Origin of the sequence: Streptomyces sp. YGL11-2 (genome assembly GCF_050054615.1) — a bacterium.
GTDB lineage: Bacteria > Actinomycetota > Actinomycetes > Streptomycetales > Streptomycetaceae > Streptomyces.
The window spans coordinates 81134-103629 of sequence record NZ_JBNHIN010000001.1; the positions used below are offsets into that span (position 1 = coordinate 81134).

25 protein-coding genes are annotated in these 22496 nt (G+C 75.0%); 12 read left to right on the forward strand and 13 right to left on the reverse strand.

Annotated features, from left to right (window positions below; all coding sequences use genetic code 11):
* Window positions 1-12: 12 nt before the first annotated feature.
* Window positions 13-708, forward strand: coding sequence for a class I SAM-dependent methyltransferase (locus ACO1BR_RS00410; protein WP_426792995.1), 696 nt, complete (start codon window positions 13-15; stop codon window positions 706-708).
* Here ACO1BR_RS00410 and ACO1BR_RS00415 read toward each other — a convergent pair.
* Both ACO1BR_RS00415 and ACO1BR_RS00420 read right to left on the reverse strand, forming a co-directional pair.
* The gene (locus ACO1BR_RS00415) at window positions 650-1198 is read right to left on the reverse strand and encodes an N-acetyltransferase family protein (protein WP_426792996.1); all 549 of its coding nucleotides are present in this window, start codon (window positions 1196-1198) and stop codon (window positions 650-652) included. The two genes, ACO1BR_RS00410 and ACO1BR_RS00415, sit on opposite strands and share 59 nt — an antisense overlap.
* 10 nt (window positions 1199-1208) lie before the next feature.
* Window positions 1209-2759, reverse strand: coding sequence for an aldehyde dehydrogenase (NADP(+)) (locus ACO1BR_RS00420; RefSeq protein WP_426792997.1), 1551 nt, complete (start codon window positions 2757-2759; stop codon window positions 1209-1211).
* A 134-nt stretch (window positions 2760-2893) separates the two neighbouring features.
* On the opposite strand from ACO1BR_RS00420, the gene ACO1BR_RS00425 reads away from it, so the two are divergent.
* The 6 genes from ACO1BR_RS00425 to ACO1BR_RS00450 all read left to right on the forward strand — a co-directional run bounded on the left by ACO1BR_RS00425 (window position 2894) and on the right by ACO1BR_RS00450 (window position 8505).
* Window positions 2894-3664: an IclR family transcriptional regulator gene (locus tag ACO1BR_RS00425; protein WP_426792998.1), complete on the forward strand. Its 771-nt coding sequence runs from the start codon at window positions 2894-2896 to the stop codon at window positions 3662-3664.
* Window positions 3665-3813: 149 nt separating this feature from the next.
* Window positions 3814-4881, forward strand: coding sequence for a hypothetical protein (locus ACO1BR_RS00430; protein WP_426792999.1), 1068 nt, complete (start codon window positions 3814-3816; stop codon window positions 4879-4881).
* Window positions 4878-6137, forward strand: coding sequence for a sensor histidine kinase (locus ACO1BR_RS00435; RefSeq protein WP_426793315.1), 1260 nt, complete (start codon window positions 4878-4880; stop codon window positions 6135-6137). The genes ACO1BR_RS00430 and ACO1BR_RS00435 overlap by 4 nt, the downstream gene beginning before the upstream one ends.
* Before the next feature lie 29 nt (window positions 6138-6166).
* Window positions 6167-6802, forward strand: a complete 636-nt coding sequence (locus ACO1BR_RS00440) for a response regulator transcription factor (RefSeq protein ID WP_426793316.1) — start codon at window positions 6167-6169, stop codon at window positions 6800-6802.
* 187 nt (window positions 6803-6989) lie between these two features.
* Window positions 6990-7643 (forward strand): hypothetical protein, encoded by a 654-nt coding sequence (locus ACO1BR_RS00445; protein WP_426793000.1) that lies wholly within the window; start codon window positions 6990-6992, stop codon window positions 7641-7643.
* Between the two features lie 109 nt (window positions 7644-7752).
* On the forward strand, window positions 7753-8505 hold the full coding sequence (locus tag ACO1BR_RS00450) for a class F sortase (RefSeq protein WP_426793317.1): 753 nt from the start codon (window positions 7753-7755) through the stop codon (window positions 8503-8505).
* Here ACO1BR_RS00450 and ACO1BR_RS00455 read toward each other — a convergent pair.
* Together ACO1BR_RS00455 and ACO1BR_RS00460 are read right to left on the reverse strand one after the other, a co-directional pair.
* Entirely contained in the window at window positions 8394-9641 is a 1248-nt protein-coding gene (locus ACO1BR_RS00455) for a hypothetical protein (RefSeq protein WP_426793001.1), read from the reverse strand. The genes ACO1BR_RS00450 and ACO1BR_RS00455 overlap by 112 nt on opposite strands.
* Window positions 9641-10621 carry a 5-dehydro-4-deoxyglucarate dehydratase gene (locus tag ACO1BR_RS00460; protein WP_426793002.1) on the reverse strand — a complete coding sequence of 327 codons (981 nt, stop codon included), beginning with the start codon at window positions 10619-10621 and terminating at the stop codon, window positions 9641-9643. Before ACO1BR_RS00460 ends, ACO1BR_RS00455 begins: the two co-directional genes overlap by 1 nt.
* A 248-nt stretch (window positions 10622-10869) precedes the next feature.
* Between ACO1BR_RS00460 and ACO1BR_RS00465 the strand changes: the two genes are divergently transcribed.
* The 3 genes from ACO1BR_RS00465 (at window position 10870) to ACO1BR_RS00475 (ending at window position 13512) form a co-directional block, all read left to right on the forward strand.
* Window positions 10870-11730 carry an NAD-dependent epimerase/dehydratase family protein gene (locus ACO1BR_RS00465; protein ID WP_426793003.1) on the forward strand — a complete coding sequence of 287 codons (861 nt, stop codon included), beginning with the start codon at window positions 10870-10872 and terminating at the stop codon, window positions 11728-11730.
* Between the two features lie 170 nt (window positions 11731-11900).
* The gene (locus ACO1BR_RS00470; RefSeq protein ID WP_189306449.1) at window positions 11901-12173 is read left to right on the forward strand and encodes a GlsB/YeaQ/YmgE family stress response membrane protein; all 273 of its coding nucleotides are present in this window, start codon (window positions 11901-11903) and stop codon (window positions 12171-12173) included.
* Window positions 12174-12261: 88 nt separating this feature from the next.
* Window positions 12262-13512, forward strand: coding sequence for a TerD family protein (locus tag ACO1BR_RS00475; RefSeq protein ID WP_426793004.1), 1251 nt, complete (start codon window positions 12262-12264; stop codon window positions 13510-13512).
* Window positions 13513-13581: 69 nt separating this feature from the next.
* Here ACO1BR_RS00475 and ACO1BR_RS00480 read toward each other — a convergent pair whose 3' ends face one another.
* A complete protein-coding gene (locus ACO1BR_RS00480) occupies window positions 13582-14619 on the reverse strand; it encodes an MsnO8 family LLM class oxidoreductase (RefSeq protein ID WP_426793005.1) in 1038 nt (345 codons plus the stop codon).
* An 88-nt stretch (window positions 14620-14707) separates the two neighbouring features.
* Here ACO1BR_RS00480 and ACO1BR_RS00485 point away from each other — a divergent pair, with 88 nt between their 5' ends.
* Window positions 14708-15637, forward strand: coding sequence for a class I SAM-dependent methyltransferase (locus ACO1BR_RS00485; RefSeq protein WP_426793006.1), 930 nt, complete (start codon window positions 14708-14710; stop codon window positions 15635-15637).
* Here the strand turns inward: ACO1BR_RS00485 and ACO1BR_RS00490 are convergent.
* Together ACO1BR_RS00490 and ACO1BR_RS00495 are read right to left on the reverse strand one after the other, a co-directional pair.
* On the reverse strand, window positions 15588-16712 hold the full coding sequence (locus ACO1BR_RS00490) for an alkaline phosphatase PhoX (protein WP_426793007.1): 1125 nt from the start codon (window positions 16710-16712) through the stop codon (window positions 15588-15590). The genes ACO1BR_RS00485 and ACO1BR_RS00490 overlap by 50 nt on opposite strands.
* Window positions 16713-16873: 161 nt before the next feature.
* The gene (locus ACO1BR_RS00495) at window positions 16874-18373 is read right to left on the reverse strand and encodes a hypothetical protein (RefSeq protein ID WP_426793008.1); all 1500 of its coding nucleotides are present in this window, start codon (window positions 18371-18373) and stop codon (window positions 16874-16876) included.
* Between the two features lie 456 nt (window positions 18374-18829).
* Between ACO1BR_RS00495 and ACO1BR_RS00500 the strand changes: the two genes are divergently transcribed.
* Entirely contained in the window at window positions 18830-18970 is a 141-nt protein-coding gene (locus ACO1BR_RS00500; RefSeq protein WP_198539956.1) for a hypothetical protein, read from the forward strand.
* Window positions 18971-19054: 84 nt separating this feature from the next.
* Here ACO1BR_RS00500 and ACO1BR_RS00505 read toward each other — a convergent pair whose 3' ends face one another.
* From ACO1BR_RS00505 to sufU, 6 genes are all read right to left on the reverse strand, one after another.
* Entirely contained in the window at window positions 19055-19480 is a 426-nt protein-coding gene (locus ACO1BR_RS00505; RefSeq protein WP_426793009.1) for an EI24 domain-containing protein, read from the reverse strand.
* A gap of 76 nt (window positions 19481-19556) precedes the next feature.
* The gene (gene dapD, locus ACO1BR_RS00510; protein ID WP_426793010.1) at window positions 19557-20570 is read right to left on the reverse strand and encodes a 2,3,4,5-tetrahydropyridine-2,6-dicarboxylate N-succinyltransferase; all 1014 of its coding nucleotides are present in this window, start codon (window positions 20568-20570) and stop codon (window positions 19557-19559) included.
* Between the two features lie 140 nt (window positions 20571-20710).
* A complete protein-coding gene (locus tag ACO1BR_RS00515; RefSeq protein WP_426793011.1) occupies window positions 20711-21250 on the reverse strand; it encodes a TetR/AcrR family transcriptional regulator in 540 nt (179 codons plus the stop codon).
* Window positions 21250-21570 carry a DMT family transporter gene (locus ACO1BR_RS00520; protein WP_426793012.1) on the reverse strand — a complete coding sequence of 107 codons (321 nt, stop codon included), beginning with the start codon at window positions 21568-21570 and terminating at the stop codon, window positions 21250-21252. The genes ACO1BR_RS00515 and ACO1BR_RS00520 overlap by 1 nt, the downstream gene beginning before the upstream one ends.
* Before the next feature lie 127 nt (window positions 21571-21697).
* Window positions 21698-22036: a metal-sulfur cluster assembly factor gene (locus ACO1BR_RS00525; RefSeq protein ID WP_426793013.1), complete on the reverse strand. Its 339-nt coding sequence runs from the start codon at window positions 22034-22036 to the stop codon at window positions 21698-21700.
* Window positions 22033-22491, reverse strand: coding sequence for a Fe-S cluster assembly sulfur transfer protein SufU (sufU, locus tag ACO1BR_RS00530; RefSeq protein WP_159504452.1), 459 nt, complete (start codon window positions 22489-22491; stop codon window positions 22033-22035). Before sufU ends, ACO1BR_RS00525 begins: the two co-directional genes overlap by 4 nt.
* Window positions 22492-22496: the final 5 nt, after the last annotated feature.

Sequence of the window (22496 nt, forward strand, 5' to 3'; positions counted from 1 at the left end):
TACCGTCCCGGTATGACCACGCCATCGCCGCAGCGGCCGGACCGGTTCTGGGAGACGACCGGGGCCGCCAAGACCTTCACCCACCCGCTCGACCCGGCGCTGCTGGCGGAGTTCGTGCCGCCGGCCGCCCGGGTGCTGGACTACGGTTGCGGCTACGGGCGGCTCACCGCCGAGCTCGCCGGGCTGGGGTACGGGGCGGTGTGCGGGGTCGACCCGTCCGCGGCGCTGATCGCGCGCGGGCGGCGCGAGCACCCCGGGCTGGAGCTGCTGCACCGGCCCGGTCTGCCGCTGCCGTTCGGGGACGCGAGCTTCGACGCGGCGCTGTTGTTCGCGGTGCTGACCTGTGTCCCCAAGGACGCGGAGCAGCGGGCGATCGCCGGGGAACTGGGGCGGCTGGTGCGCCCCGGCGGCGTGCTGTACCTGAGCGATGTGCCGCTCCAGGCCGACGCGCGCAACCAGGAGCGCTACGGGCGCTTCGCGGAGCGGTACGGGACGTTCGGGGTGTTCGCGACCGGCGAGGGCGGGGTCTTCCGGCACCATCCGCCGGAGCGGCTGCGGGAGCTGGTGCGGTCGGCGGGGTTCTCGGTGGTGCGGGAGCGGCGCGAGGCGGTCCGTACGCTGAGCGGGCGGACGGCCGAGCGGCTGCAGATCATGGCCCGGCGGGAGCCGGCCGGCCGTCCCGGCCGGGCAGGGCGAGCGTCAGGGTGAGATGGCTGGCGTCGGGGGTCGGGCGGCGGTCCGGGTCGGGGCCCCAGCCGAGCCGGGCGTAGAAGGCGCGGGCGCGGTGGTTGTGCCAGAGCACGTCGAGGACGGCCCGGGAGAATCCGGCGGTGCGCCAGGCGTCCAGGCAGGCGGCGTGCAGTGCGCGGCCCACACCGGTGCCCCAGTGGGCGGGGTCGACGTGCAGCTGGTGCAGTGCGACGGTGCCGCGGGGGTCGGTGCGGCGGCGGTACGAGGCGGCGCCGACGACGGTGCCGCGGCGTATCGCGCACAGCGACGGGGTCCCCTCCTGGTGCAGCACCCGGGCCCAGGCGTCCCGCCACCGGGCGTGCTCGGCGGGGGTGTCGAAGGGCGCGTCCGGCACCCGGCCGCGCAGGTACGCGGCGCGGGCGGCGGTGTGCAGGGCGGCGATGGGCTCCAGGTCGGCGGGGGTGGCGGAGCGGACCTGGAGGGCGGGGTCGTGGGTCTCGGGGTGCACCGGTGCGGCCCTACGCACCCTCTGCCCGGCCGTCGATCCGGCGCGGCAGCCCCAGCGGGTTGCCGTCCCGCAGCTCCGGCGGGAGCAGCGCCGGCGGGGAGTCCTGGTAGGCGACCGGGCGGAGCCAGCGTTCGATGGCGGTCGCGCCGACGGAGGTGGCGGTGGAGGTGGCGGCCGGGTACGGGCCGCCGTGGTGCTGGGCGGGGGCGACCGCGACGCCGGTGGGCCAGCCGTTGACGACGACGCGGCCGGCGAGCGGGGTGACCTCGGCCAGCAGGCGGGCGCCGCGGCCCGCCGCGTCGGTGCCGGCGCTCTCCGCGTCGCCGAGCTGGAGGGTGGCGGTGAGGTTGCCGGGGAGCCGGGCGAGGACGGCGCCGATCTCGGCGTCGTCGGCGTAGCGGGCGACGACGGTGACCGGGCCGAAGCACTCCTCCAGCAGCAGGTCGTGCGGGCCCCCGGCGGCGAGCCGGGCGGCCGCGACGGTGAGGAAGCCGGCGCTGACGGTGTGTTCGCCGTCCCCGTCGCCGGGGGCCAACGGTGCCTGGACGCCGGGGAGTTGGGTGCGGCCGCGGACGCCGTCGAGGAACGCGTCGCGCATCCGGTGGTCGAGCAGCACACCCGCCTCGGTCGCCTCGGCCGCCGCGGCCAGAGAGGCCAGCAGCCGGTCGCCGGCCGCCCCCTCGGGGGCCAGTACGAGGCCCGGCTTGACGCAGAACTGCCCGGTGCCCAGCGTCATCGAGCCGGCCAGCCCGGCGCCGATCCGCTCGGCGCGCTCGGCGGCGGCGGCCTCGGTGACCACGACGGGGTTGAGGCTGCCCAGTTCGCCGTGGAACGGGATGGGGTGCGGGCGGGCGGCGGCGGCGTCGTACAGGGCGCGGCCGCCGCGCACCGAGCCGGTGAAGCCGGCGGCGGCGATCAGCGGATGGCGCACCAGGTCGACACCGGCCCGGAAGCCGTGCACCAGGCCCACCGCGTCCGCCGGCAGACCGGTCTCGACGGCCGCCCGGCGCAGCAGTCCGGCGCACAGCTCGGAGGTCGCCGGATGGTCCGGATGCGCCTTGACGACGACCGGGCAGCCGGCCGCGAGCGCGCTGGCGGTGTCCCCGCCGGGCGCGGAGAAGGCGAGCGGGAAGTTGCTCGCCGCGTAGACCGCCACGGCGCCCAGCGGGATCTTGTAGCGGCGCAGGTCGGGGCGGGGCGGGGTGAGGCCGGGGTCGGGACGGTCGATCCGCACGTCGAGGAACCCGCCCTCGTCCACGATGGCGGCGAAGGACCGCAACTGGTAGGTGGTGCGGGCCAGTTCGCCGGTGAGGCGGGCGGGGCCGAGGGCGGTCTCCGCGTCGGCGGCGGCGACGATCTCCTCCCCCGCCGCGTCGAGCAGGTCGGCGGCGCGGCGCAGCAGGGCGGCGCGCGGGGGGCGGTCGGCGAGTGCGCCGCGGGCGGTGTGCGCCGCGCGGACCGCGGTGTCCACGGCGTCGGTTGTGGCTTCCACCGCAACCTGCTCCCGCCGCTTCCCGGTTCGGGGGTCGACGCTCCAGACTGGTGCCGCTGCTGCTGCCACCGTGCACCCTCCTCGGCGAAGTCCTGCTGCACTGAGTCTTGCCGCCCACCGGACGGCGTTCGATATGCTGAACACTGTCCCAGATCGTGAACCCCTGGGACTCTATGGCTGTCCGAACAAAGGGGTCAAGGGCGATGTCAGCTGCCGAGCCCGGTGGAGCACAGGTCAAGTCCGCGGTGCGGACGGTGGAGTTGCTCGAATACTTCGCGGGCCGCCCCGGTATGCACAGCCTCGCCTCCGTCCAGGAAGCCGTCGGATACCCCAAGTCCAGCCTCTACATGCTGCTGCGCACCCTGGTCGACCTCGGCTGGGTGGAGACCGACGCCACCGGCACCCGTTACGGCATCGGCGTCCGCGCCCTCCTCGTCGGCACCTCCTACATCGACGGCGACGAGGTGGTGGCCGCCGCCCGGCCCACCCTGGACCGGCTCTCCGACGACACCACCGAGACCATTCACCTCGCCCGGCTGGACGGCGTCAACGTCGTCTATCTGGCCACCCGCCAGTCCCAGCACTATCTGCGCCCGTTCACCCGCGTCGGCCGCCGACTGCCCGCGCACTCCACGTCCCTGGGCAAGGCGCTGCTCGCCACGTACACCGACGACCAGGTGCGGACGATGCTGCCGCCCAGCCTGGCCGCGCTGACCGAGCACACCATCACCGACCGCGAGCGGCTGATCGAGGAGCTGCACGCGGTACGCGAGGCGGGCTTCGCGGTCGACCGCGAGGAGAACACCCTCGGCCTGCGCTGCTTCGGTGTGGCGATCCCGTACCGCACCCCGGCCCGGGACGCGATCAGCTGCTCGGTGCCGGTGGCCCGGCTGACCCCCGCCCACGAGCAGACGATCAAGGACGCCCTCTTCGACGCCCGGGACCGGCTCGCCCTGGCCACCCGGCGACTGTGAACCACCCCGGGCGGGCTCGGGGTTGACGGAGCGACGGGGCGACGGGCGCGGCGTCATCCCGGCCGCCACCCCCGCCTCCCCCGTGCGGCGGAGGCGGATCGCCGGCGGGGACGACGCGGTGCGCGCGGGCTCCCGGAAGCCTGGACGGCATGACGAACCGCACCGCACCAGCCTTCGCACCAACTCCCGGCACCGTCCGCGCCGTTCTGCGGGCGACGGCCGTCGCCGCCTGCGTCCCCTACCTCTCGCTCAAGATCGCCTGGCTCGCCGGCAGCCACCTCGGCATCCCCGGGAGCAGTCCGCTAGGCCGGGACGGCGGCTCCCTGATGGCGTTCAACGCGCTCACCGTCCTGATGGACGCCGCGGTGATCGTGCTGGCGTTGCTGCTGACCCGGCCCTGGGGGCGGCGGGTGCCGGCCTGGCTGCTCGCCCTGCCCACGTGGTGTGCGACCGGGCTGCTCGCGCCGATCGTCGCGGTCTTCCCCGCGCAGGTGCTGGCCGGGATGCTGCACAGCCGGCCCGCGGCACGCGGCGGCGGCCCCGGCGCGTGGCTCGCGCCCTGGGTGTGGACCGTCGTCTACACCGGCTTCATCGTGCAGGCACTGGCGCTGGTCGCGCTCTTCGCGCCCTACGCCCGGGAGCGCTGGGGGCACCTGTGGCGCGGTCCGCTGGGGGCGCTCCCGGAGAGTCCCACCCGGTCCGCGCGCCGGCTGAGCGCGGGGGCGGCGGCGGTACTGACCCTGCTGCCCGCCGGGATGCACCTGCTGTGGGCGGCGGGCGGCACGGCCGGTCTCAGCCCGGCGCGGGTGGCGGCCCAGGATCTGGACGCGCGGCTGAACGACGCGGGGTATGTGCTGTTCGCCGTGCTGACGGCCACGGGTGTGCTGATGCTCGCGTACGGCCGCGGCGGGCGGGTTCCGCTGCTCGTACCGCTCGTCGCCGCCTGGATCGGCTCGGGGGCGCTGGCCTGCTGGGGCGGCTGGATGACGCTGACCGCACTGCCCGTCCCGGCGGGTGACCCGAAGCTGCCCGACCCGCTGATGAGCCTCACCTACGCTGTGCAGATGATCGTCGGGATGCTGGTCGCCGTCGCCGGGGCCCACTTCTTCGCGGAGCGCGGCGCGCAGCGCCGTTCGGACGGCGGGCCGGAGCACCCGGCGGACGGCGCCGCCGGTGGGCCCGCCGGGATCCGCCCCGGAGCCGTACGGTGCGACTGACCGCGGGCACCCTGGTCCGGCGCTGGATCCATCTCGTCCTGGGCGGCGCGCTGTCGATGCCGTTCTTCCTGCTGGCGTCGGCGGCGCTGCCGCTCCTCGTGGACGGCGCCGACCCGCTGCGCCGTCCCCTCTGGCAGCTGGCCGCGTTCGGCTGCGCGCTGCCGCTCGCCGCCCTGGCGGCGCTGGCCTTCCCGCTGCTGCGGCCCCTGGAGGTGGCCGCCGTGCGGTCGCTGTGCGGGGTGCCCGCGGAGCTGCTGGCCGAAGGTCCGGCCACCTCGCGGGACGCCCGGCGGCGTACCGCGCTGTGGTTCGTGGCGCATCTGCTGACCGGCGGGATCGTCAGCGGGATGACGCTGGCCGCGCCGCCGGCCGCCGTACTGCTCCTGCTGACGCCGCTCACCGCCGACCCGCTGGGGCTGTCCCTGGGGTGGCCGCGGGCCGTCCAGGGCGCGGCGGCGCCGCTCACCGGGCTGGCGCTGCTCGCGCTGGTGCTCGGCACCGCCTGGGGAGCCGGCAGGCTCCTGGCCCGTTGGGCACCGGCGCTGCTGGGTCCCTCCCCGGCCGACCGGCTGGCCGCCGCGGAACGCCGCGCGGGCGAACTCGCCGCCCGCAACCGGCTCGCCCGCGAGTTGCACGACGCGGTGGGCCACGCGCTGAGCGCGGTCACCCTCCAGGCGGGCGCGGCCCGCCGGGTCCTGGACGCGGACCCGGAGTTCGCCCGCCAGGCGCTGGCCGCCATCGAGGACACCACCCGCGCGGCGGTCGCCGAACTGGACACCGTACTGGGCCTGTTGCGCGAGGAGCGGGACGGCGCGGACGGCGCGCCGGACGCGCCCGCGCCCACCCTGGACGGCCTCGGCGCCCTGGTCGACCGGACCCGCGCGGCGGGAGTCCCCGTCACGCTGGAAACCGTGGGCCACCGCGCGGGGCTGCCGCCGGTGGTCTCCCGGGAGGCTTACCGGATCGTCCAGGAGGGGCTGAGCAACGCACTGCGGCACGCCGGAGCGGTTCCGGTGCGCGTCCACATCCGCGTGAACGAGGGGGAGTTGGCGTTGACGGTGGAGAATCCGATGGCCGCGGCAGGCGAGGCGCCCGGCTTGCCGGCCCGGCCGGGCGGCGGGCGCGGCCTGCGCGGCATCGCCGAACGGGCCCGGCTGCTGGGCGGCCACGCCTCGGCCGCCGCCGAACACGGCGTATGGCGGCTCACCGCCCGGCTGCCGCTGGCGGCGGCCGGCACCGGGACGGGCTCGCCGTGATCCGTGTCGTGCTCGCCGACGACGAGCGGATGGTGCGTACGGCGCTCCGCGCCATCCTCGGCGCCGAAGCCGACATGGAGGTCGTCGGTGAGGCCGCGAACGGCGCCGAGGCGGTGTCGCTGATCCGCGAACTGCGCCCGGACGTCGTGCTGATGGACGTCCGGATGCCCGACACCGACGGGATCCGGGCGACCGAGCGGGTGCTCTCCGGGATGGCGGAACCGCCCCGCGTCATCGTCGTCACCACCTTCGAGAACGACTCCTACGTCTATGACGCGCTGCGGGCCGGGGCCAGCGGGTTCCTGCTCAAGCGCGCCCGGGCGGACGAACTGGTGCAGGCCGTACGGCTGGTGGCGCGCAGCGACTCACTGCTGTTCCCGGCGGCGGTCCGCGCACTCGCCGCCGGGCACGCCGGGGAGCGGACCTCCGGTGCCGCGCCCCCTGATGCGGCGCGAGCGCTGCGGGACCGGCTCTCCGGGCGGGAGGGCGCGGTGCTGCGGCTGATGGCGGCCGGGCTGACCAACGCCGAGATCGCGGACCGGCTGGGCGTCGGCCCGGCCACGGTCAAGACGCATGTCGCCGGGGTGCTGGCCAAGCTCGGAGTACGGGACCGCACCCAGGCCGTGATCGCCGCGTACGAGTGCGGCTTCGTCCGGCCGGGGTGACGCGGCCCCCGGTCACCCGTACGGCGCACCCGACCGCCCCGGTCGCACCGTCGCTCACCCGTTCACCGTAGGTCAGCAGGCCGTTTCGCCGTGCGAGGGCTTATCTCGATGGTGGAGGCGCGGAACTCCAACGACTTCCCCGTGGCACGGAAGTGTGTCACATCCGCGCTTCGCGGAGGTTCTTCCCATGCGTTCCACGCGACTGCTCACCGGTGCCGCGCTGTCCGCTGCCGCGCTCGGCCTGTCCACCGCCGCCGCGTACGCCGGCGACTTCGGCGCGATCGAGGTCTCGCCGGGCACGGCCAAGGCCGGTTCCACGGTCTCCCTCTCCACCAAGGACTGCGGGAGCAGCCAATCGGCGAACGTCGATGCCGGCACCCTGGGTGCCGGCTCGGTCAAGCTCGCCCCGGGTGCGAACAAGGGCACCCTGACGGGCCAGATGAAGATCAAGTCCGGTGTCAAGGAGGGCAATTACGGCGTCGGCGGCAAGTGCGGCAACGGCAAGGAGATCACCGGCACGGTCCATGTCGGGATGCAGGGCGGCGCGAGCAGCAGCCCGAGCAGCCAGGGCGGTACGGGCCACAGCGCCTCGCCGTCCATGCCGGCCAAGGAGAAGGCCGGGCCCTCGATGCCGGCCAAGGAGATGCCCTCCCCCTCGATGTCGGCCAAGCCCGGCTCCACCATGCCGCCCAAGGGCAAGATGAAGACCGGTGAGGGCTCCACCAGCGAGGAATCCGGCAACACCACCGAGATCGCGGCCGGCGCGGGCGTGCTGCTGGCCGCTGCCGCCGGTGGCATCTGGGTCGTCCGGCGCCGCCGCATGGGTGGTGGCCGGTACTGATCAGCCGCCGGGTCGGCCCGTGCCGTCCGACGGCCCCGTACGGCGTGCCCGGCCCGCTCCTCCGCCGCCCTCCGGAAGGGGTGGAGGGAGCGGGCCGGGCCCGCCCAGGATCCCGCGCGCCCGGCGGTCGCGCCGGGCCGGCGCCCTCATAGCCGGCCTCACCGCCGCCGCGCTCATAGCCGGCGGCTGGCTCGTCGCCAACGGCAGCGAGGACACCACGCCCCCGCCCCAGCCGTCCGCCGCCCAGGGGTTCCCCGCCCGGCCGCCGGGCGCCCGACCGCCGGCCGCCCCACCGCTCCCCGCCTCGCAGCCGGTCCGCGTCAGGGTGCCGTCGCTGCACATCGACGCGCCGCTGGTGCGGCTGGGCCTGGCCGCGGACGGCAGCCTCGCCCCGCCGCCCGCCGGCAACCGCAACCTGGCCGGCTGGTACGGGGACGGCACCCCGCCGGGCGCCATCGGAACCGCCCTGGTCGCCGGCCATGTCGACACCCGCGACGGCCCCGCCGTCTTCTACCGCCTCGGCTCCCTCGCGAAGGGCGGCACCGTCCAGATCCTGCGCAAGGACGGCCGCACGGCGGTCTTCACCGTCGACGCGGTCGCGGTCTACGACGGACGGCACTTCCCCGACGAGAAGGTCTACGGCGAGGCCGCCCGCCCCGAGATCCGGCTGATCACCTGCGGCGGCGGCTTCAGCCGGGCCCGGCAGGAGTACCTCGGCAACGTGGTGGTCTTCGGGCACCTGACCGGCAGTCAGGATGCCGCGCCACCGCCGTGGGCCAAGCCCCGGCCGGACCGGTTCAGCGCGCGCAACGCCCCCCGTACGGCCGCCAGATCGGCGTCGCCGGCCAACCCCGCGTGGTAGAGCCGCAGTTCGGTCGCCCCCAGGGACGCGGCGTGCGCGGCGTCGGCGGCCAGGGTGCCGGGGCTGCCGCCCATCCCGGCGACCACGGTGAGGTTGGCGGCCACGCACGCGGTCCGCGGACGCGCCGCGAACGGCCCCAGGGCGTCCGCCCGCGCCGCCTCGCCCCCCGTGCACGGCACCACCACCCCGTCGGCGTGCGCCAGCACCGCCGCCGGGTCCACCCCGGCGTTCGCCCCGCAGCGGTGCGCGGCCCCGTCCGCGTGCAGCAGCACCCGGAAGTCCGCTCCCGCCTCCGCCGCGGCCTCCCGTACGGCGCGCACCGCCGCCCGCTGGAGGGCGTCCGCCGCCCGCGCCCGCCAGCTCCGCACCACGCCCGCCGGCCCGTCGCCGAGCAGCGCCTCGATCGCGGACCACTCCGCCGCCCGGCCGCCGCCGTCCACGGCAGCCCGCCCGGCCCACACCGGCTCCAGCGCCCGGCGCACGACGCCCTGCAACTCCCGCCCCGCCATGCCCAGTTCGGCGTAACCCCGGACGCACACCGGGCAGAAGCACAGCGACATCAGATACTCCGCGGCACCGTCCAGCCCGACCCCGGCGGTCTTGTCGTGCCCATGCAGATGCGCGAACCCGTACCAGCCGCAGGACTCCAGCTCCGTGCCCCGGGCACCGGGCCGTACGGCCGCCTCGGCGGCCAGGGTGACGAGATGGTCGCGGACCTCGGGCCGGGCGATGCACGGCGCCCACGGATAGGCGTCGCCGTAGGCGTTGCGGACCGCGATCGACGGATGGTCGGCGCCCAGACGGGAGTTGTGGGCGAGCACGACCCAGGAGTGCACCTCCAGGCCGGCGCGGGCCAGCATCCCGGCGGCCTCGCCGAAGGGGTCCGGGCCCGGCACCCAGTCCTGCGGGTACGGGCGCAGCGCGCGGCCGGACCAGCGGGCCGGGTCCGGCGGGTAGAGGACGGCGGCATGCCGGGCGGTGACGACGCGGTGGCGGGGGTGGCGCGGGGTCAGCGCGCGGGTGGAGTGGTAGGCGGCGGCCAGCGTGACCTGCCGGACGCCGAGTGCGGCGAGGCGGGCGGGGGCGTCCGGGTCGCCGATGACGTCCCAGGGGTAGAGGAAGGCTCCGGCCCGCATCAGGCACCGGCCCCGGGCGCGGCCGAGGCGAGGGCCAGGCCGTGGTCGACGAGCCGGGCGAGCTGTTCGACGTGCGCTGGGGCGGGGTCGCTGAGCGGTGGCCGCACCCCGCCGACGGCCGGTCCGCCGCGCAGCCGTACGCCCGCCTTGACCAGCGAAACGGCGTATCCGGGGCGCACGTTGCGCAGTTCCACCAGCGGCCGGTAGAAGCCGTCCAGCAGCCGGGTGACGGTGCCGTGGTCGCCGGCCGCCAGCGCCCGGTGGAAGGCCAGCGCGATCTCGGGGGCGAAGGCGAACACGGCGGAGGAGTACAGGCGGACGCCCAGTCCCCGGTAGGCGAGGCCGGTGAGTTCGGCGGTGGGCAGGCCGTTGAAGTAGACGAAGGGCCGGCCGGCGGCGTCGGTGCGGACCGCGCTGATGATGCGCTGGAGCAGATCGAGGTCGCCCAGGCCGTCCTTGAAGCCGATGACGCCCGGGGTGCGGGCCAGGGCGGCGACGGTGGCGGGCTCGAAGACGGCGTTGCCGCGCTGGTAGACGATGACCGGCAGCGGGGTGGCGGCGGCGAGTTCGGTGTAGTGGCGCAGCAGTCCGGGCTGGTCGGCGGCGACGAGGTACGGGGGCATGGCGAGCAGTCCGTCGGCGCCGGCGGTGTGCGCGAGGTGCGCGAACCGGGCGGCGAGCGCGGTGCCGTAGCCGGTGCCGGCGACGACCGGGACGCGGCCCGCGGCCTCCGCGACGGCGGCGGCGACGCACTCGGCGTACTCCTCGGGGGTGAGCGCATGGAACTCGCCGGTGCCGCAGCAGGCGAAGACGGCGCCCGCGCCGGCCTCGATGCCGCCGCGCACATGGGCGCGGAAGGCGTCCAGGGCCAGGGCGCCGTCGGGGGCGTAGGCGGTCACGGGGAAGAACAGCAGTCCGTCGAGGCGGTCGGCGAGCTGGGGGCGCCGCCCGGCGGCAGCTGGGGGAGGGGGTGCGGTCACGGGCTCTCCCTGGCATACGTACGCGAGTTCTCGTATACGTCTATGATCGACGTCCATATCCCTGAACATCGTTACGGTATTGCAGCCGTCCCGAGCGGGTCAAGGGCCCCAAACCCGCGCCGCGCAAGCGGATTTGAACGGTGCGTCAAGCGCCTTGACCGGCCATGATCCGGCTCCCTACCGTGTCCACGCATCTGAATCCCGTCCGCGCACACGGCCCTGCAGCTCAGCCGGAGGAGTAGCCGCCCATGACGCCGCCCCCTTCCGCCCCGTCTTCCGAGTCCTCCCCCTCTCCCCCGCCCTCCCGGCCCCGGACCGTTCTGCTCACCGGCGCCGCCGGCGGAGTCGGCACCCTGATGCGGGAGCTGCTGCCGCCCTACGGCTACCGGCTGCGGCTCTTCGACCAGCGGCCCATCGAGGACGAACCGGACGCCATCACCGCGGAGTTGGCCGACACCGAGGCGCTGCGCGCGGCGGTCCGCGGGGTCGACGCGGTCATCCATCTCGCGGGCATCTCCCTGGAGTCGACGTTCGAGAAGATCCTGCGGGCCAACATCGAGGGGACGTACCGGCTGTACGAGGCGGCGCGCGAGGCCGGCGTCCGGCGCGTGGTCTTCGCCTCCTCCAACCACGCCGTCGGCTTCACCCCCCGCCCGCCGGACGGCTCCGGCGCCATCCCGGTCGGCACCGCGCGCCGCCCCGACACCTTCTACGGGCTCTCCAAGGGCTTCGGCGAAGACCTCGCCGCCCTCTACTGGGACCGCTACGGCATCGAGACCGTCTCGCTGCGCATCGGCTCCTGCTTCCCCGCGCCGACCAGCGTGCGGATGCTGTCCATCTGGCTGAGCCCGGCGGACTGCGCCCGGCTGCTGCACGCCGCGCTGACCGCCGAGCACGTCGGCCACACGGTCGCCTACGCCTCCTCGGCCAACACCCGCCTGTGGTGGGACCTGACCACCGCCCGCGCGCTCGGCTACGAGCCCCGGGACGACTCGGAGCCGTACGCCGCCGAACTGATCGCCGCCCAGGGGGAACTCGACCCGGACGACCCCAACCACGCCCACCTCGGCGGAGCCTTCTGTACGAACCCGCCCATCTGGCCGCACTGACGGCGCCCTTCGCGTCCACGACATCTCCGGCTTCAAGGACATTCCGCCACCGCACGGAACCTCGCCGCCGCCCCCTCGCGTCCTTGCCTGCGAACGCCGCAGCACAACGCCGCAGCACAACGCCACGGAACACCGCGGCAGCACACCACGCAGGAACGAGGAAACGCATCATGGGCATCGTCAGCTGGCTCGTACTGGGCCTGATCGCGGGCATCATCGCCAAGGTCCTGCTGCCGGGGCGGGACCCGGGCGGGATCGTCGGCACGACCCTCATCGGCATCGCCGGCTCCTTCATCGGCGGCTGGCTCTCCACCCGCTTCCTGCACCGTCCGATACCGAAGAACTTCTACGACCCGTCGATGTGGATCGCCGCCGTCGCCGGCGCCCTGGTCCTGCTGATCGCCTACCGGCTGCTCTTCGGCAACTCCCGCAGCCGGCGCTGACCCACCGGTCCGGGCCCGGCCCGGACCGTCCGGGCCGCGGCGACGGAACCGCGGCTGATCGCCAACCGTTAGGGCTGTCATGACCGCTATGACTCCTGGCGCGAACCTTCCGCTCGGCTCCACGCGGGTGGCGGTGGCCGTCACCGCCCCGGTGCGGCTGGACGTGTCGGGCCTGCTGCTCGGCGCCGACGGCACGGTGCGCTCCGACGACGACTTCGTCTTCTACAACCAGCCCGCGGGACCGGGCGTGACCCACACCGCGGCGGCCGGCGGTGCCGGCGACACCATCACGGTGGACACCGCCGCGGTGCCCGCGGGCGTCGAGAAGGTCGTGGTCACCGCGAGCCTGGACGCGCCCGGCGCGACCTTCGCGGGCACCGAGCCGACCGGCACGGTCCGCGACGCGGACAGCGGCGCCGTCCTCGCGACGTTCACCCCGCCGCGGCTCGGCACGGAGACGGCGCTGGTGGTCATGGAGATCTACCGGCGGGGCGGCGGCTGGAAGGTCCGCGCGGTCGGCCAGGGCTACGCGAACGGGCTCGCCGGGATCGCCACCGACTTCGGCGTGCGCATCGAGGAACCGGCCGCCCCGCCGGCCGCCCCCGAGCCCGCGCGGGCCGCGGCACCCCCGGCACCTCCCGCGCCTCCGGCCCCCGTTGCGCCCCCGGCGCCCGCCACCCCGTGGGGACCGCCCACCGGCACCCCGGTCCCCCTCGCCCCGCCGCCACACGGCGCCCCCGCCGCGCAGCCGCCCGCCGCCGGCCAGATCAACCTCGACAAGGGCCGGGTCAGCCTTCGGAAGAACCAGACCGTCTCGCTGGTCAAGTCCGGCCGCCCGGTGCTCGGCTCCGTCCGGATGGGCCTCGGCTGGGAGCCCGCGCGCCGCGGCCGGAGCATCGACCTGGACGCCTCCGTCATCGCGTACGGCCCGGACCGCGGCAAGGTCGACAACTGCTACTTCGGCAAGCTGACGATCCTCGACGGCGCGATCCAGCACTCCGGCGACAACCTCACCGGGGACGGCGCCGGCGACGACGAGGCCATCACCGTCCATCTCGGCGGGGTGCCCCCGGAGGTCACCGGCCTGGTCTTCACGGTCAACTCCTTCTCCGGCCAGAAGTTCTCCGAAGTCGCCAGCGCCTACTGCCGGTTGACGGACGCACAGACCGGCGAGGAACTGGTCCGCTTCGACCTGACCGGAGCGGAGCAGCGGACCGGCGTGCTGATGGCGAAGCTGGTCCGCCGGCATTCCGGCGAGTGGGAGATGACCGCGCTGGGCGAGTTCGTCGACGCCCGTACGGTCCGCGGGATGGTCAAGCCCGCCGCCGCGGCGCTGTAGCCCGGCGCGGACCGCCCGGCAGGGCCGCGGACCCGTCAGGGACGCGGACCCGTCAGGGACGCGGACCCGTCAGGGACGCCCCGCGCCGGGGCGGTCCCGGCCCGCCAGTCCCGCCACCCGAGCCAGCCGCTCGAAGGACTCCAGCAGCGCCGGGCGGTCGTAGGAGCTGGTGGTGACCAGTACCTCGTCCGCCCCGCTGCGCTCGATCAGCGTGCCGAGGGCGTCGGCGACCTGCTCCTCCGTGCCGTGCACGTGTCCACGCAGCGCGGAGTCGTAGAACTCCCGCTCCCGCGCGGACATCGGCTCCCCGCCGTCCTCCTCCGGGGGCCGCAGCGGCGGGAACACCCCGTGCGTACGGGAGTACGCCAGCGCCCGCGCCTCCGGTACCAGCAGCTGCCGAGCCGCCGCCTCCGTAGCGGCCACCGCCACCGTCCCGGAGACCACCACATACGGCCGCTCCCAGAACGCCGAGGGGCGAAACGCGTCGCGGTAGCCGTCGATCGCGTCCAGCATCGCCTGCCGGCCCCGGATGTCGCCGATGACCAGGGCGAGCCCGGACCGGGCCGCGATGCCCGCGCCCGCGCCGGTCGCCAGCACGAACACCGGCACCGCCAGCCCCTCGGCGGGCCGGGCGTGGACCTGCGGATGGGCGGTCTGGGTGCCGGTGAAGTAGCCCGTCAGCTCGGCCAGCCGGTCCCCGAAGTCCTCCGCGGCGTCCTTCTCCGCGCCCAGTGCCCGGCGGATCCCGCCGGTGAAGCCGACCGACCGCCCCAGCCCCATGTCGATCCGCCCGGGGAAGAGCGACTCCAGCACCCCGAACTGCTCCGCGACGACCAGCGGCCGGTGGTTGGGCAGCATCACCCCGCCCGTACCGACCCGGATGGCGGAGGTCGCCGAGGCCACCGCGGCGGCCAGGACCGTGGGCGCGGAGCCGGCGACCCCGGGGACGCCGTGGTGCTCGGAGACCCAGAAGCGGTGGTAGCCCAGCCGCTCGGCATACCGCGCCAGGTCCACCGTGTCCCGCAGCGCCTCCGCGGGCGGGTGACCAGCCCTGGTGCGGGAGCGGTCGAGGATCGAAAATTGTGTCGTCCCTGTCGTCGAGCTCACCTCCCCTTCAACGTCCGCACGCGCCCAAGATTCCGCCCCACACGCCCCCTCGGCGCTTTCCCCCCACGGCACAGACCAGGAGCGTCCGATGACCCAGCAGCCGCCCCCGGCCGGCGAACCCGGTCACCCCGCGCGCCCGGACCACCCGGACGGCGCAGCGCGTCCGGACATCCCCGACCGGGTCTCCGAGATCTACGGCGATCACGACCTCAGCACCGTTCCGGCCTTCGCCGGCGGCTTCATCAACTTCGGCTACTGGGCCTGGCTGCCCGAGGTCGCGGACCGCCCGCTGACCGAGGACGACCGGATCCGCAGCGAGCAGGACCTCTACCGCCTGGTGCTGGACACCTTCGACCGCCCGCGGGGCCGCACCGCCCTGGAGGTCGGGTGCGGGCGCGGACTGGGCTGCGCGCTGGCGCTGAAGGAGTTCGGCCTGGGGTCGGTGATCGGCCTGGACGCCCATCCCGACCAGATCGCCCGCGCCCGGGAGGCCAACGCCGAGCTGCTGCACACCGGGCCCTCGGGCACCACTGCCGGCCGGCTCGACTTCGTCCTCGGCCCGGCCCAGCAGATGCCGCTGCCGGACGGCTCGGTCGACTTCGTGTACTCCGTCGAGGCCGCCCAGCACTTCCGCGACCTGGACCGGTTCGCGCAGGAGGCGGCGCGGGTGCTGCGCCCGGACGGCCAGTTCGCGCTGGCCACCTTCTTCGCCCGCATCAAGGAGGCCGTCCCGGTGCTGCCGGAGCTGCTGCCCTCGTACGCCGACGGCCTGGACGTCCCGCACCTGGTCGACGACGTGGCCGCGACGCTCTCCGCGGCCGGGCTGCGCAGTGTCGAGGTGACGCCGGTCGGCGAGGGGGTCTGGGAGTGCTACGACCGCTACATGGCCGAGCGGCCGGAGCTGCGCGACAAGTGGCCGCGGCACTACCTGGCGGCGTATCAGACCGGTCTGCTCGACTACTACCTCATCACCGCCGCGGCGCCCGCCGGTGCGGCCCCCGCCGCCACGGACCCGTGACGGCCACCGTGATCCCCGGCTCTTGGAGGTGGACGAACGGCGTCCGCCCGTCCGGCGAGAAGACCAGCCCGGTGAACCGGCCGGGCTCCGGTGCGTCCCCGGTCCCGGTGGCGAGGTCGTCGCGGGCGAGCGGAGACGTCCGGCCGTCCTCGGCCACCCCGGCGAGGTGCGGCAGGCCCGCACCGTCCCCGGCGGCGATCAGCCCCCCGTGGGGCGAGGCGGCGACGGCGTGCGGTGCCGGGTTTGGGCCGCCGGCGTCCAGCAGCCCCCGCAGCGTCAGGGTCCGCCGCCGCGGGTCGTAGAACCAGATCCGCCCGCCCCGCCGCACCGGGCTCCCCTCGCGGGCGTGCGTCACGACGAGGAAGGCGCCGTGGGCGAACCGGCCCAGCGCGGTGAGGGGGCGGTGGCCGCCGCTCACCCCGTCGCCCGGGCTTCCGCCGCCCGTGCGCAGGGGGGAACGCACGGCCGGATCGACCTCGAAGACATGGCCGTGGTCCCGGGTCATGCCGTTGCGGCCCGCCCGGTCCTCGGTCCGCTCGCAGGTCAGCCAGGTGCCCCAAGGAGTCGTGCCGCCAGTGCAGTTGGCGGACGTACCGGCGAGGGCGACCCGGACGCCGGTCGGTGTGCCGTCCGCGGCGACCTCGACGACGGTGCAGCCGCCGGCCGCCGCCGGGTCGTAGACCGGTGCGCCGGCGCGCGGCACCGGGTGCGGCCGGTCGCCGCGCGGCCCTTCGAGCGCGTGGTCGGTCACGAGCAGGGTGCCGCCGCGGCGGCCCGCGAAGGCGCCGGTACCGGCGGGGCGGGACGGGGCGGGCTCACCGCTGTCGAGCCGGGTGGCACCGGCCCGGGTCACGACCCGGTACGAGAACCCGGCGGGCAGCGCGAGGACGCCCTCCGGGTCCGGCAACAGCGGACCGTGGCCGACCGCGTCCGGCACCACGTCCGCCGCACACGCGCCGCCCGGGTCCGACGTGCCGTCGCGGCCCGGTTCCGCCATGCCGTCGCCCCCCGGGTCCGGCGCCCGGAGAACGCGGGCGGCACAGTGGCCCGCGGCGTCACGTCGGGTCACCGGCATGGTCATCTCCCGGTCGCCCGGCCGGTGGCCCTGCACCTGCGCCGCACACCCTGCCCGCGCCCCCGAACACCGGTTGAACGCGGCACGGCCTACGGGAAGCGGCCGGGGAGCGGTTGCCCTGCTCCCCGGCCGCCCTAGACCGCGCGTACTGCCGGGCGGACTCAGCCCGAGCGCCGCGACCGCGCCTTGAATGCCGCCTTGCGCGCCTCCTTGGCGGCCTTCTTGTCCGGGTGCAGCCGGCCCATGGCCTCCAGGACGTCGGCGGTGGCCGGGTGGTCCACCCGCCAGGCCGCGTCGAAGAACCCGCTGTGCTGCTCGGTCAGGCCCTGGACGAGGTCCCGCAGCTCGGCCGCCGCCTCCTCGTCCACGCTGTCCAGCTGCGCCGCGATGGTGTCCACCGTCAGCCAGAAGATCATGTCCTGGGACGGCTCGGGGATGCCGGGCAGACCGCGCTCGGCGAGCCAGACCCGGGCCAGCCCTCCCAGCTGCCGGTCGTCGAGCACCTCGCGCAGCGCGGGCTCGGCGTCCGGGGCGACCAGCGAGAGGGTCTGCTGGGCGGCGAGCCGGCGCAGCGGGGCCCGCTCGTCGTCGCCGCGGGCGGCGGCGAGCAGGTCCCGGGCGGCGTCCAGGGGCGTACGGGCGGCGAGCCACTGCTCGGACTCGGCCTGGGCGAGCGCCTCGGGGTACTCGGGCAGCGCCTCCAGGAGGACGTCGGCGCCCTTGTCGGTGAGGTCGCCGACGGCCGGGGCGTGCACCCCGGCGTCCAGCATCCGGGCGCGGACCGCCCAGACGCCGAGCGGGGTGAGCCGGACCATTCCGTAGCGGGAGACGTCCTCGTCGTCCAGCGGCTGGGCGGCGGAGACCGTCTCGCCGTCCTCGTCCAGCTCCTCGATGAGCGCTTCGTCGACCGGCCGGTAGGCGACCAGCCCGATCGGCTCCAGCACCCGGAACTGGTCGTCCAGCCGCAGCATCGCCTCGGAGACCTCTTCGAGGATGTCGTCCGTGGGCTCGTCCATGTCGTCCGGGACGATCATGGAAGCGGCCAGCGCGGGCAGCGGGACGTCCTGGTCGGGGGACTCGTTGAGGGCGCTGAGCAGGTAGAGGTTGCCGAGGATGCCGTCCAGCAGCTCGGCCTCCTCCTCCGGGTTCCAGTCGATCGCGTCGAGGTCCAGGTCGCCGCCCTCGGCGAGCTGGTCGGCGATGTCGGAGAGGTCGGGGGCGACCGCGTCGGCGAGCACGGTCTCCATGCCGCCAAGCCAGATGTCCAGGATGTCCTGCGGGCTGCCGGAGGTCAGCAGCGCGAGTTCGTCGCCCGGGGTGGCGGTGCCGACGGCCGCGTCGTCCGGCAGCTCCGCGCCGTCCGCGCCGTCTTCGGCCTCCTCCTCTTCCGCGATCTCCACGAGCCCGGTGTCCACCGCCAGTTGCCACGCCTCGGCGGTGTACGCGAGCCCGTCCTCGTCCCCGGCCAGTCCCAGGTGCTCGGTGGCGGCGGCCAGCGACTCGTGGAGGATCTCGCCGCCCACCCCGACCGGGACGCCGCCCTCGGCCCAGCGGGCCAGCTTGGCGGCCCGCGCCATCAGCGGAGCGCTCAGCGCGTCACGGGCCAGCTCCGCTTCGGAGTGCAGCCGCACCGGCGGCATGGTCGGGCGGTCTGCGGACATCTGGCTCAGCTCCTCGAACGGACTACGGCTCGTGCGCCGCCCAAGCGTAGACGGAATTCTCCCCATCTCGGGCGGTTCCCTCCCCGGTACGCCCCCATCCGCCGGGAGAACCTTGACAACTCCCTTGCGCACACCAGGAATTGACGCGCGTAGCGCGCGCCGGCCCGGCTCCGCCACGCCTTCCTCCCCCCTTTTCCGCGCAGGCATGCACGCCGTCCCGCCGTACGCTCCGGCAAGGCGCCGACGCGGACCGGCCACGGCAGCGCGCACGGCGGCACCGCGTACGCGGACCCGACCGGCGACCACGCCCCGCGACCCTCGGGCGCCGCGGACCGGGCCCCGACCACCCTGTGTGACCGCCTGTCACTCCCCTGGCCCACGTCCGGACGCCAACTGCGCCCCGGGGTGGCGTACTGGGCTCGTAAGCACTGTTTCGGCGAGACAGAAGGAGTCATGATGCCGAAGTCGCAGAACCGTAAGTCGGGCAACAAGGACCGCGCCGCGGAACGGCGTTCCGACCAGCACCGTCCCCGGTCGGAGGAGTCCGCAGCCGAGCGGACCCAGGACCTGAAGCCGCGGGCGCGCAAGGCTGACTGACCCGTGATGGGCAAGTGAGGCCGAGCGGCCGTCGCACTCCGGTGCGGCGGCCGTTCGCCGTTCCCGGGCGCACCGCCGCAACCCTCACCAACCGGTCCGCGGACGGGCTCCGGACCGCCCCGGACGGCGCTGCGGCGGCAGCTGCGGCCGGCCGGGGCCGGGCGGGCGGTGTCCCTCGCTCTCCTCGACCTGCTCCGACAGGGACTCGTAGAAGGGGTCGCCGCTCATCAGCGTGACGGCGGTGAACCTCGGCACCGACAGCGTCCGCCCGCCGGCGGGCAGCAGCGCCACGAACAGCCCGCGCGGCAGCCCCTGCCAGGGGGCGACCCAGCCGTCGGCGAACGGCGTGGCCCGGCCGGCGAGATCGCCGGACCAGAGGGCGAGCGCGGTGAGCGCCGCGGCGTACAGCACCAGCGCGGGCAGCAGCCCGAAGCCCCACCACCGGCCGTGGCCGGCGACCCGGCGCCGCCCCCGGCCCAGATACCGCATCCCCGCCGCAGGATCACGCATGGCCGCACCCCTGTCGGCGAACGGCGCGCGGCCCGGCGGGAGTCCCACCGGGCCGCGGACCTGCCGTGGCGAGTGCTCAGTTGTGGCTGTGCAGGATCTCGTTCAGACCGCCCCAGACCGCCTTGTTCGGGCGGGCCTCGACGGCGCCCGTGGTGGAGTTGCGGCGGAAGAGGATGTTGTCGCCGCCGGACAGCTCCAGCGCCTTGACGATCTGGCCGTCGGGCATGGTGACCCGGGTGCCGGCGGTGATGTACAGACCGGCCTCGACGACGCACTCGTCGCCCAGCGCGATACCGATACCGGACTCCGCGCCCAGCAGGCAGCGCTCGCCGATCGAGATGATCTGCTTGCCGCCGCCGGACAGGGTGCCCATCGTGGAGGCGCCGCCGCCGATGTCGCTGCCGTCGCCGATCACCACGCCCGCGCTGATCCGGCCCTCGATCATGGAGGTGCCCAGCGTGCCGGCGTTGAAGTTCACGAAGCCCTCGTGCATGACGGTGGTGCCGGCCGCGAGGTGGGCGCCCAGCCGCACCCGGTCGGCGTCCGCGATCCGCACGCCGGAGGGCGCCACGTAGTCGGTCATCCGCGGGAACTTGTCGACGCTGGTGACCTGGAGGTGCAGGCCCTCGGCGCGGGCGTTCAGCCGCACCGTCTCCAGCCGGTCGACGGCCACCGGGCCCAGCGAGGTCCAGGCGACGTTGGTCAGCAGCCCGAAGACGCCCTCCAGGTTCTGGCCGTGCGGCTTGACCAGCCGGTGGCTCAGCAGGTGCAGGCGCAGGTAGGCGTCGTGCGCGTCCAGCGGCTTGTCGTCGAGCGAGGTGATGACCGTGCGGACGGCCACGACCTCCACCTCGCGGACCGGGTCGGGACCGATCGCCTTGCGGACGGCGCCGCCCAGCAGCTCGGCGGCGCGGTCGTCCGACAGCCGCTCGGTGCCGGCCGGGCCGAGGCCCTCGGCGGTCGCGGAGACCAGCTCGGGCTTGGGGAACCAGGTGTCGAGAACAGTGCCGTCGGAGGTGACGGTGGCGAGCCCGGCGGCGACGGCGCCGGTCGTACGGGGAGAACCAGGGGAAACAGCAGCATCGGTCATGCCGGAAACCTAACCGGAGGTCGCCCGCCGAGGCGAACCGGTCTCAGCGATCGGTCCGCGCCCGTAGGGTCGCACAACCGCCCTCGTGCGCTCGCACGAGTCGGCCGCCCCCGCCGCCGTTACCCGCCGCGGCCCCGGCCTCAGCCGAGCACGCCGGCCAACCCGTCCCGGACCAGGGCCCGTTCGAAGGGCCGGCCGGTCAGCAGATGCTGGAGGAGCAGCCCGTCGGCGAACGCCACCACGGCCCGCGCGGTGGCCGGGTCCCCGATCCGCCGTCCGAGAAGCGCGACCATCTCGTCCAGGCACTCCGCCGCAATCGGCCGCACCGCCTCGTGCCGCAGCGCCGCCAGATACAGCTCGTACTCCAGCTCCACCCGCGACCGGTCGCCGGCCAGCGTCTCCCCGACCAGCCGCGCCACCTCGTCGGCCAGCGGCACCGCCGGATCGATCCCCGCCACCCAGCGCGCGAAGTCCGCCAGCCACCAGCCGTTGGCCTGCCGCAGCGCGGCGACCAGCAGCTCGTCCAGCGTCGCGAAGTGATACGTCGTCGAGCCCAGCGGCACGTCCGCCGCGGCCGCCACCGTGCGATGGCTGAGCCCGGCGATACCCCGCTCGCCGACCACCGCGATCGCCGCGTCGATGATCCGCTGCCGCCGGTCCGGGTCGTAGCGCCGCGCCATCAGTGCGCACCGTCCAGGTTCAGCACGACGACCCCGGCGATGACCAGCAGCACCCCGAGGATCTTCAGCCAACTGGTGCTCTCCCCCAGGAACACCATCCCGATCGCCGCGATGACCGCCGTGCCCGCCCCGGACCAGATCGCATAGGTCGTCCCCACGCTCATCGACTTCAGCGTCCGCGCCAGCAGCGCGAAGGCCACCAGATACCCCAGCGTGGTGCCCACCGACGGCCACAGCCTGGTGAACCCGTGGCTGTACTTCATCGCCGTGGTCGCCAGGATCTCGGAGAGGATCGCCCCGGCCAGCGTCAGATAGACCATGCGTACGAGCGTACACAGCGATGCGTACGGGCGTACACAACCGCGCACCGGGAAGCCCGGGAATGCGGAACGGCCGTGCCCGCCAGGGGTGACTGGCGGGCACGGCCGTATCGCGGTGGCGGATCGGTCAGACGTTGAACCCCAGCGCGCGCAGCTGCTCACGGCCGTCGTCAGTGATCTTGTCCGGGCCCCACGGGGGCATCCAGACCCAGTTGATCTTCAGCTCACTGACGATGCCGTCCGTGGCGGACTTCGCCTGGTCCTCGATGACGTCGGTCAGCGGGCAGGCCGCGGAGGTCAGCGTCATGTCGATGGTGGCGATGTTGGCGTCGTCGATGTGGATGCCGTAGATCAGGCCGAGATTGACGACGTCGATGCCCAGCTCGGGGTCGACGACGTCGTAGAGCGCCTCGCGGACCTCCTCCTCGGAGGCCGGCTTGGTGGTGGTGGCAGGGGTGTCGGTCATGCGGTCTTCGCCTCCTGGGAGAGGGCCTTGGCCGTGGCGTCCTTCCAGGCCATCCAGCTCAGCAGTGCGCACTTCACGCGCGCCGGGTACTTCGAGACGCCGGCGAACGCGACCGCGTCCTCCAGCACCTCCTCCATCGCGTCGTCGGGCTCGACCTGGCCCTTGGACTGCATCAGCTCCAGGAACGTCTCCTGGATCCGCTGCGCCTCGCCGAGCTGCTTGCCGACCAGGAGGTCGTTGAGCACCGACGCGCTGGCCTGGCTGATGGAGCAGCCCTGGCCCTCGTAGGACACGTCCTCGATGGTCGTGCCCTCCAGCCGCACACGCAGCGTGATCTCGTCACCGCACGTGGGGTTGACGTGGTGCACCTCGGCGTCGCCGTCCCGGAGACCGCGCCCATGGGGGTGCTTGTAGTGGTCCAGGATGACGTCCTGGTACATGGAATCCAGCTTCACGACTC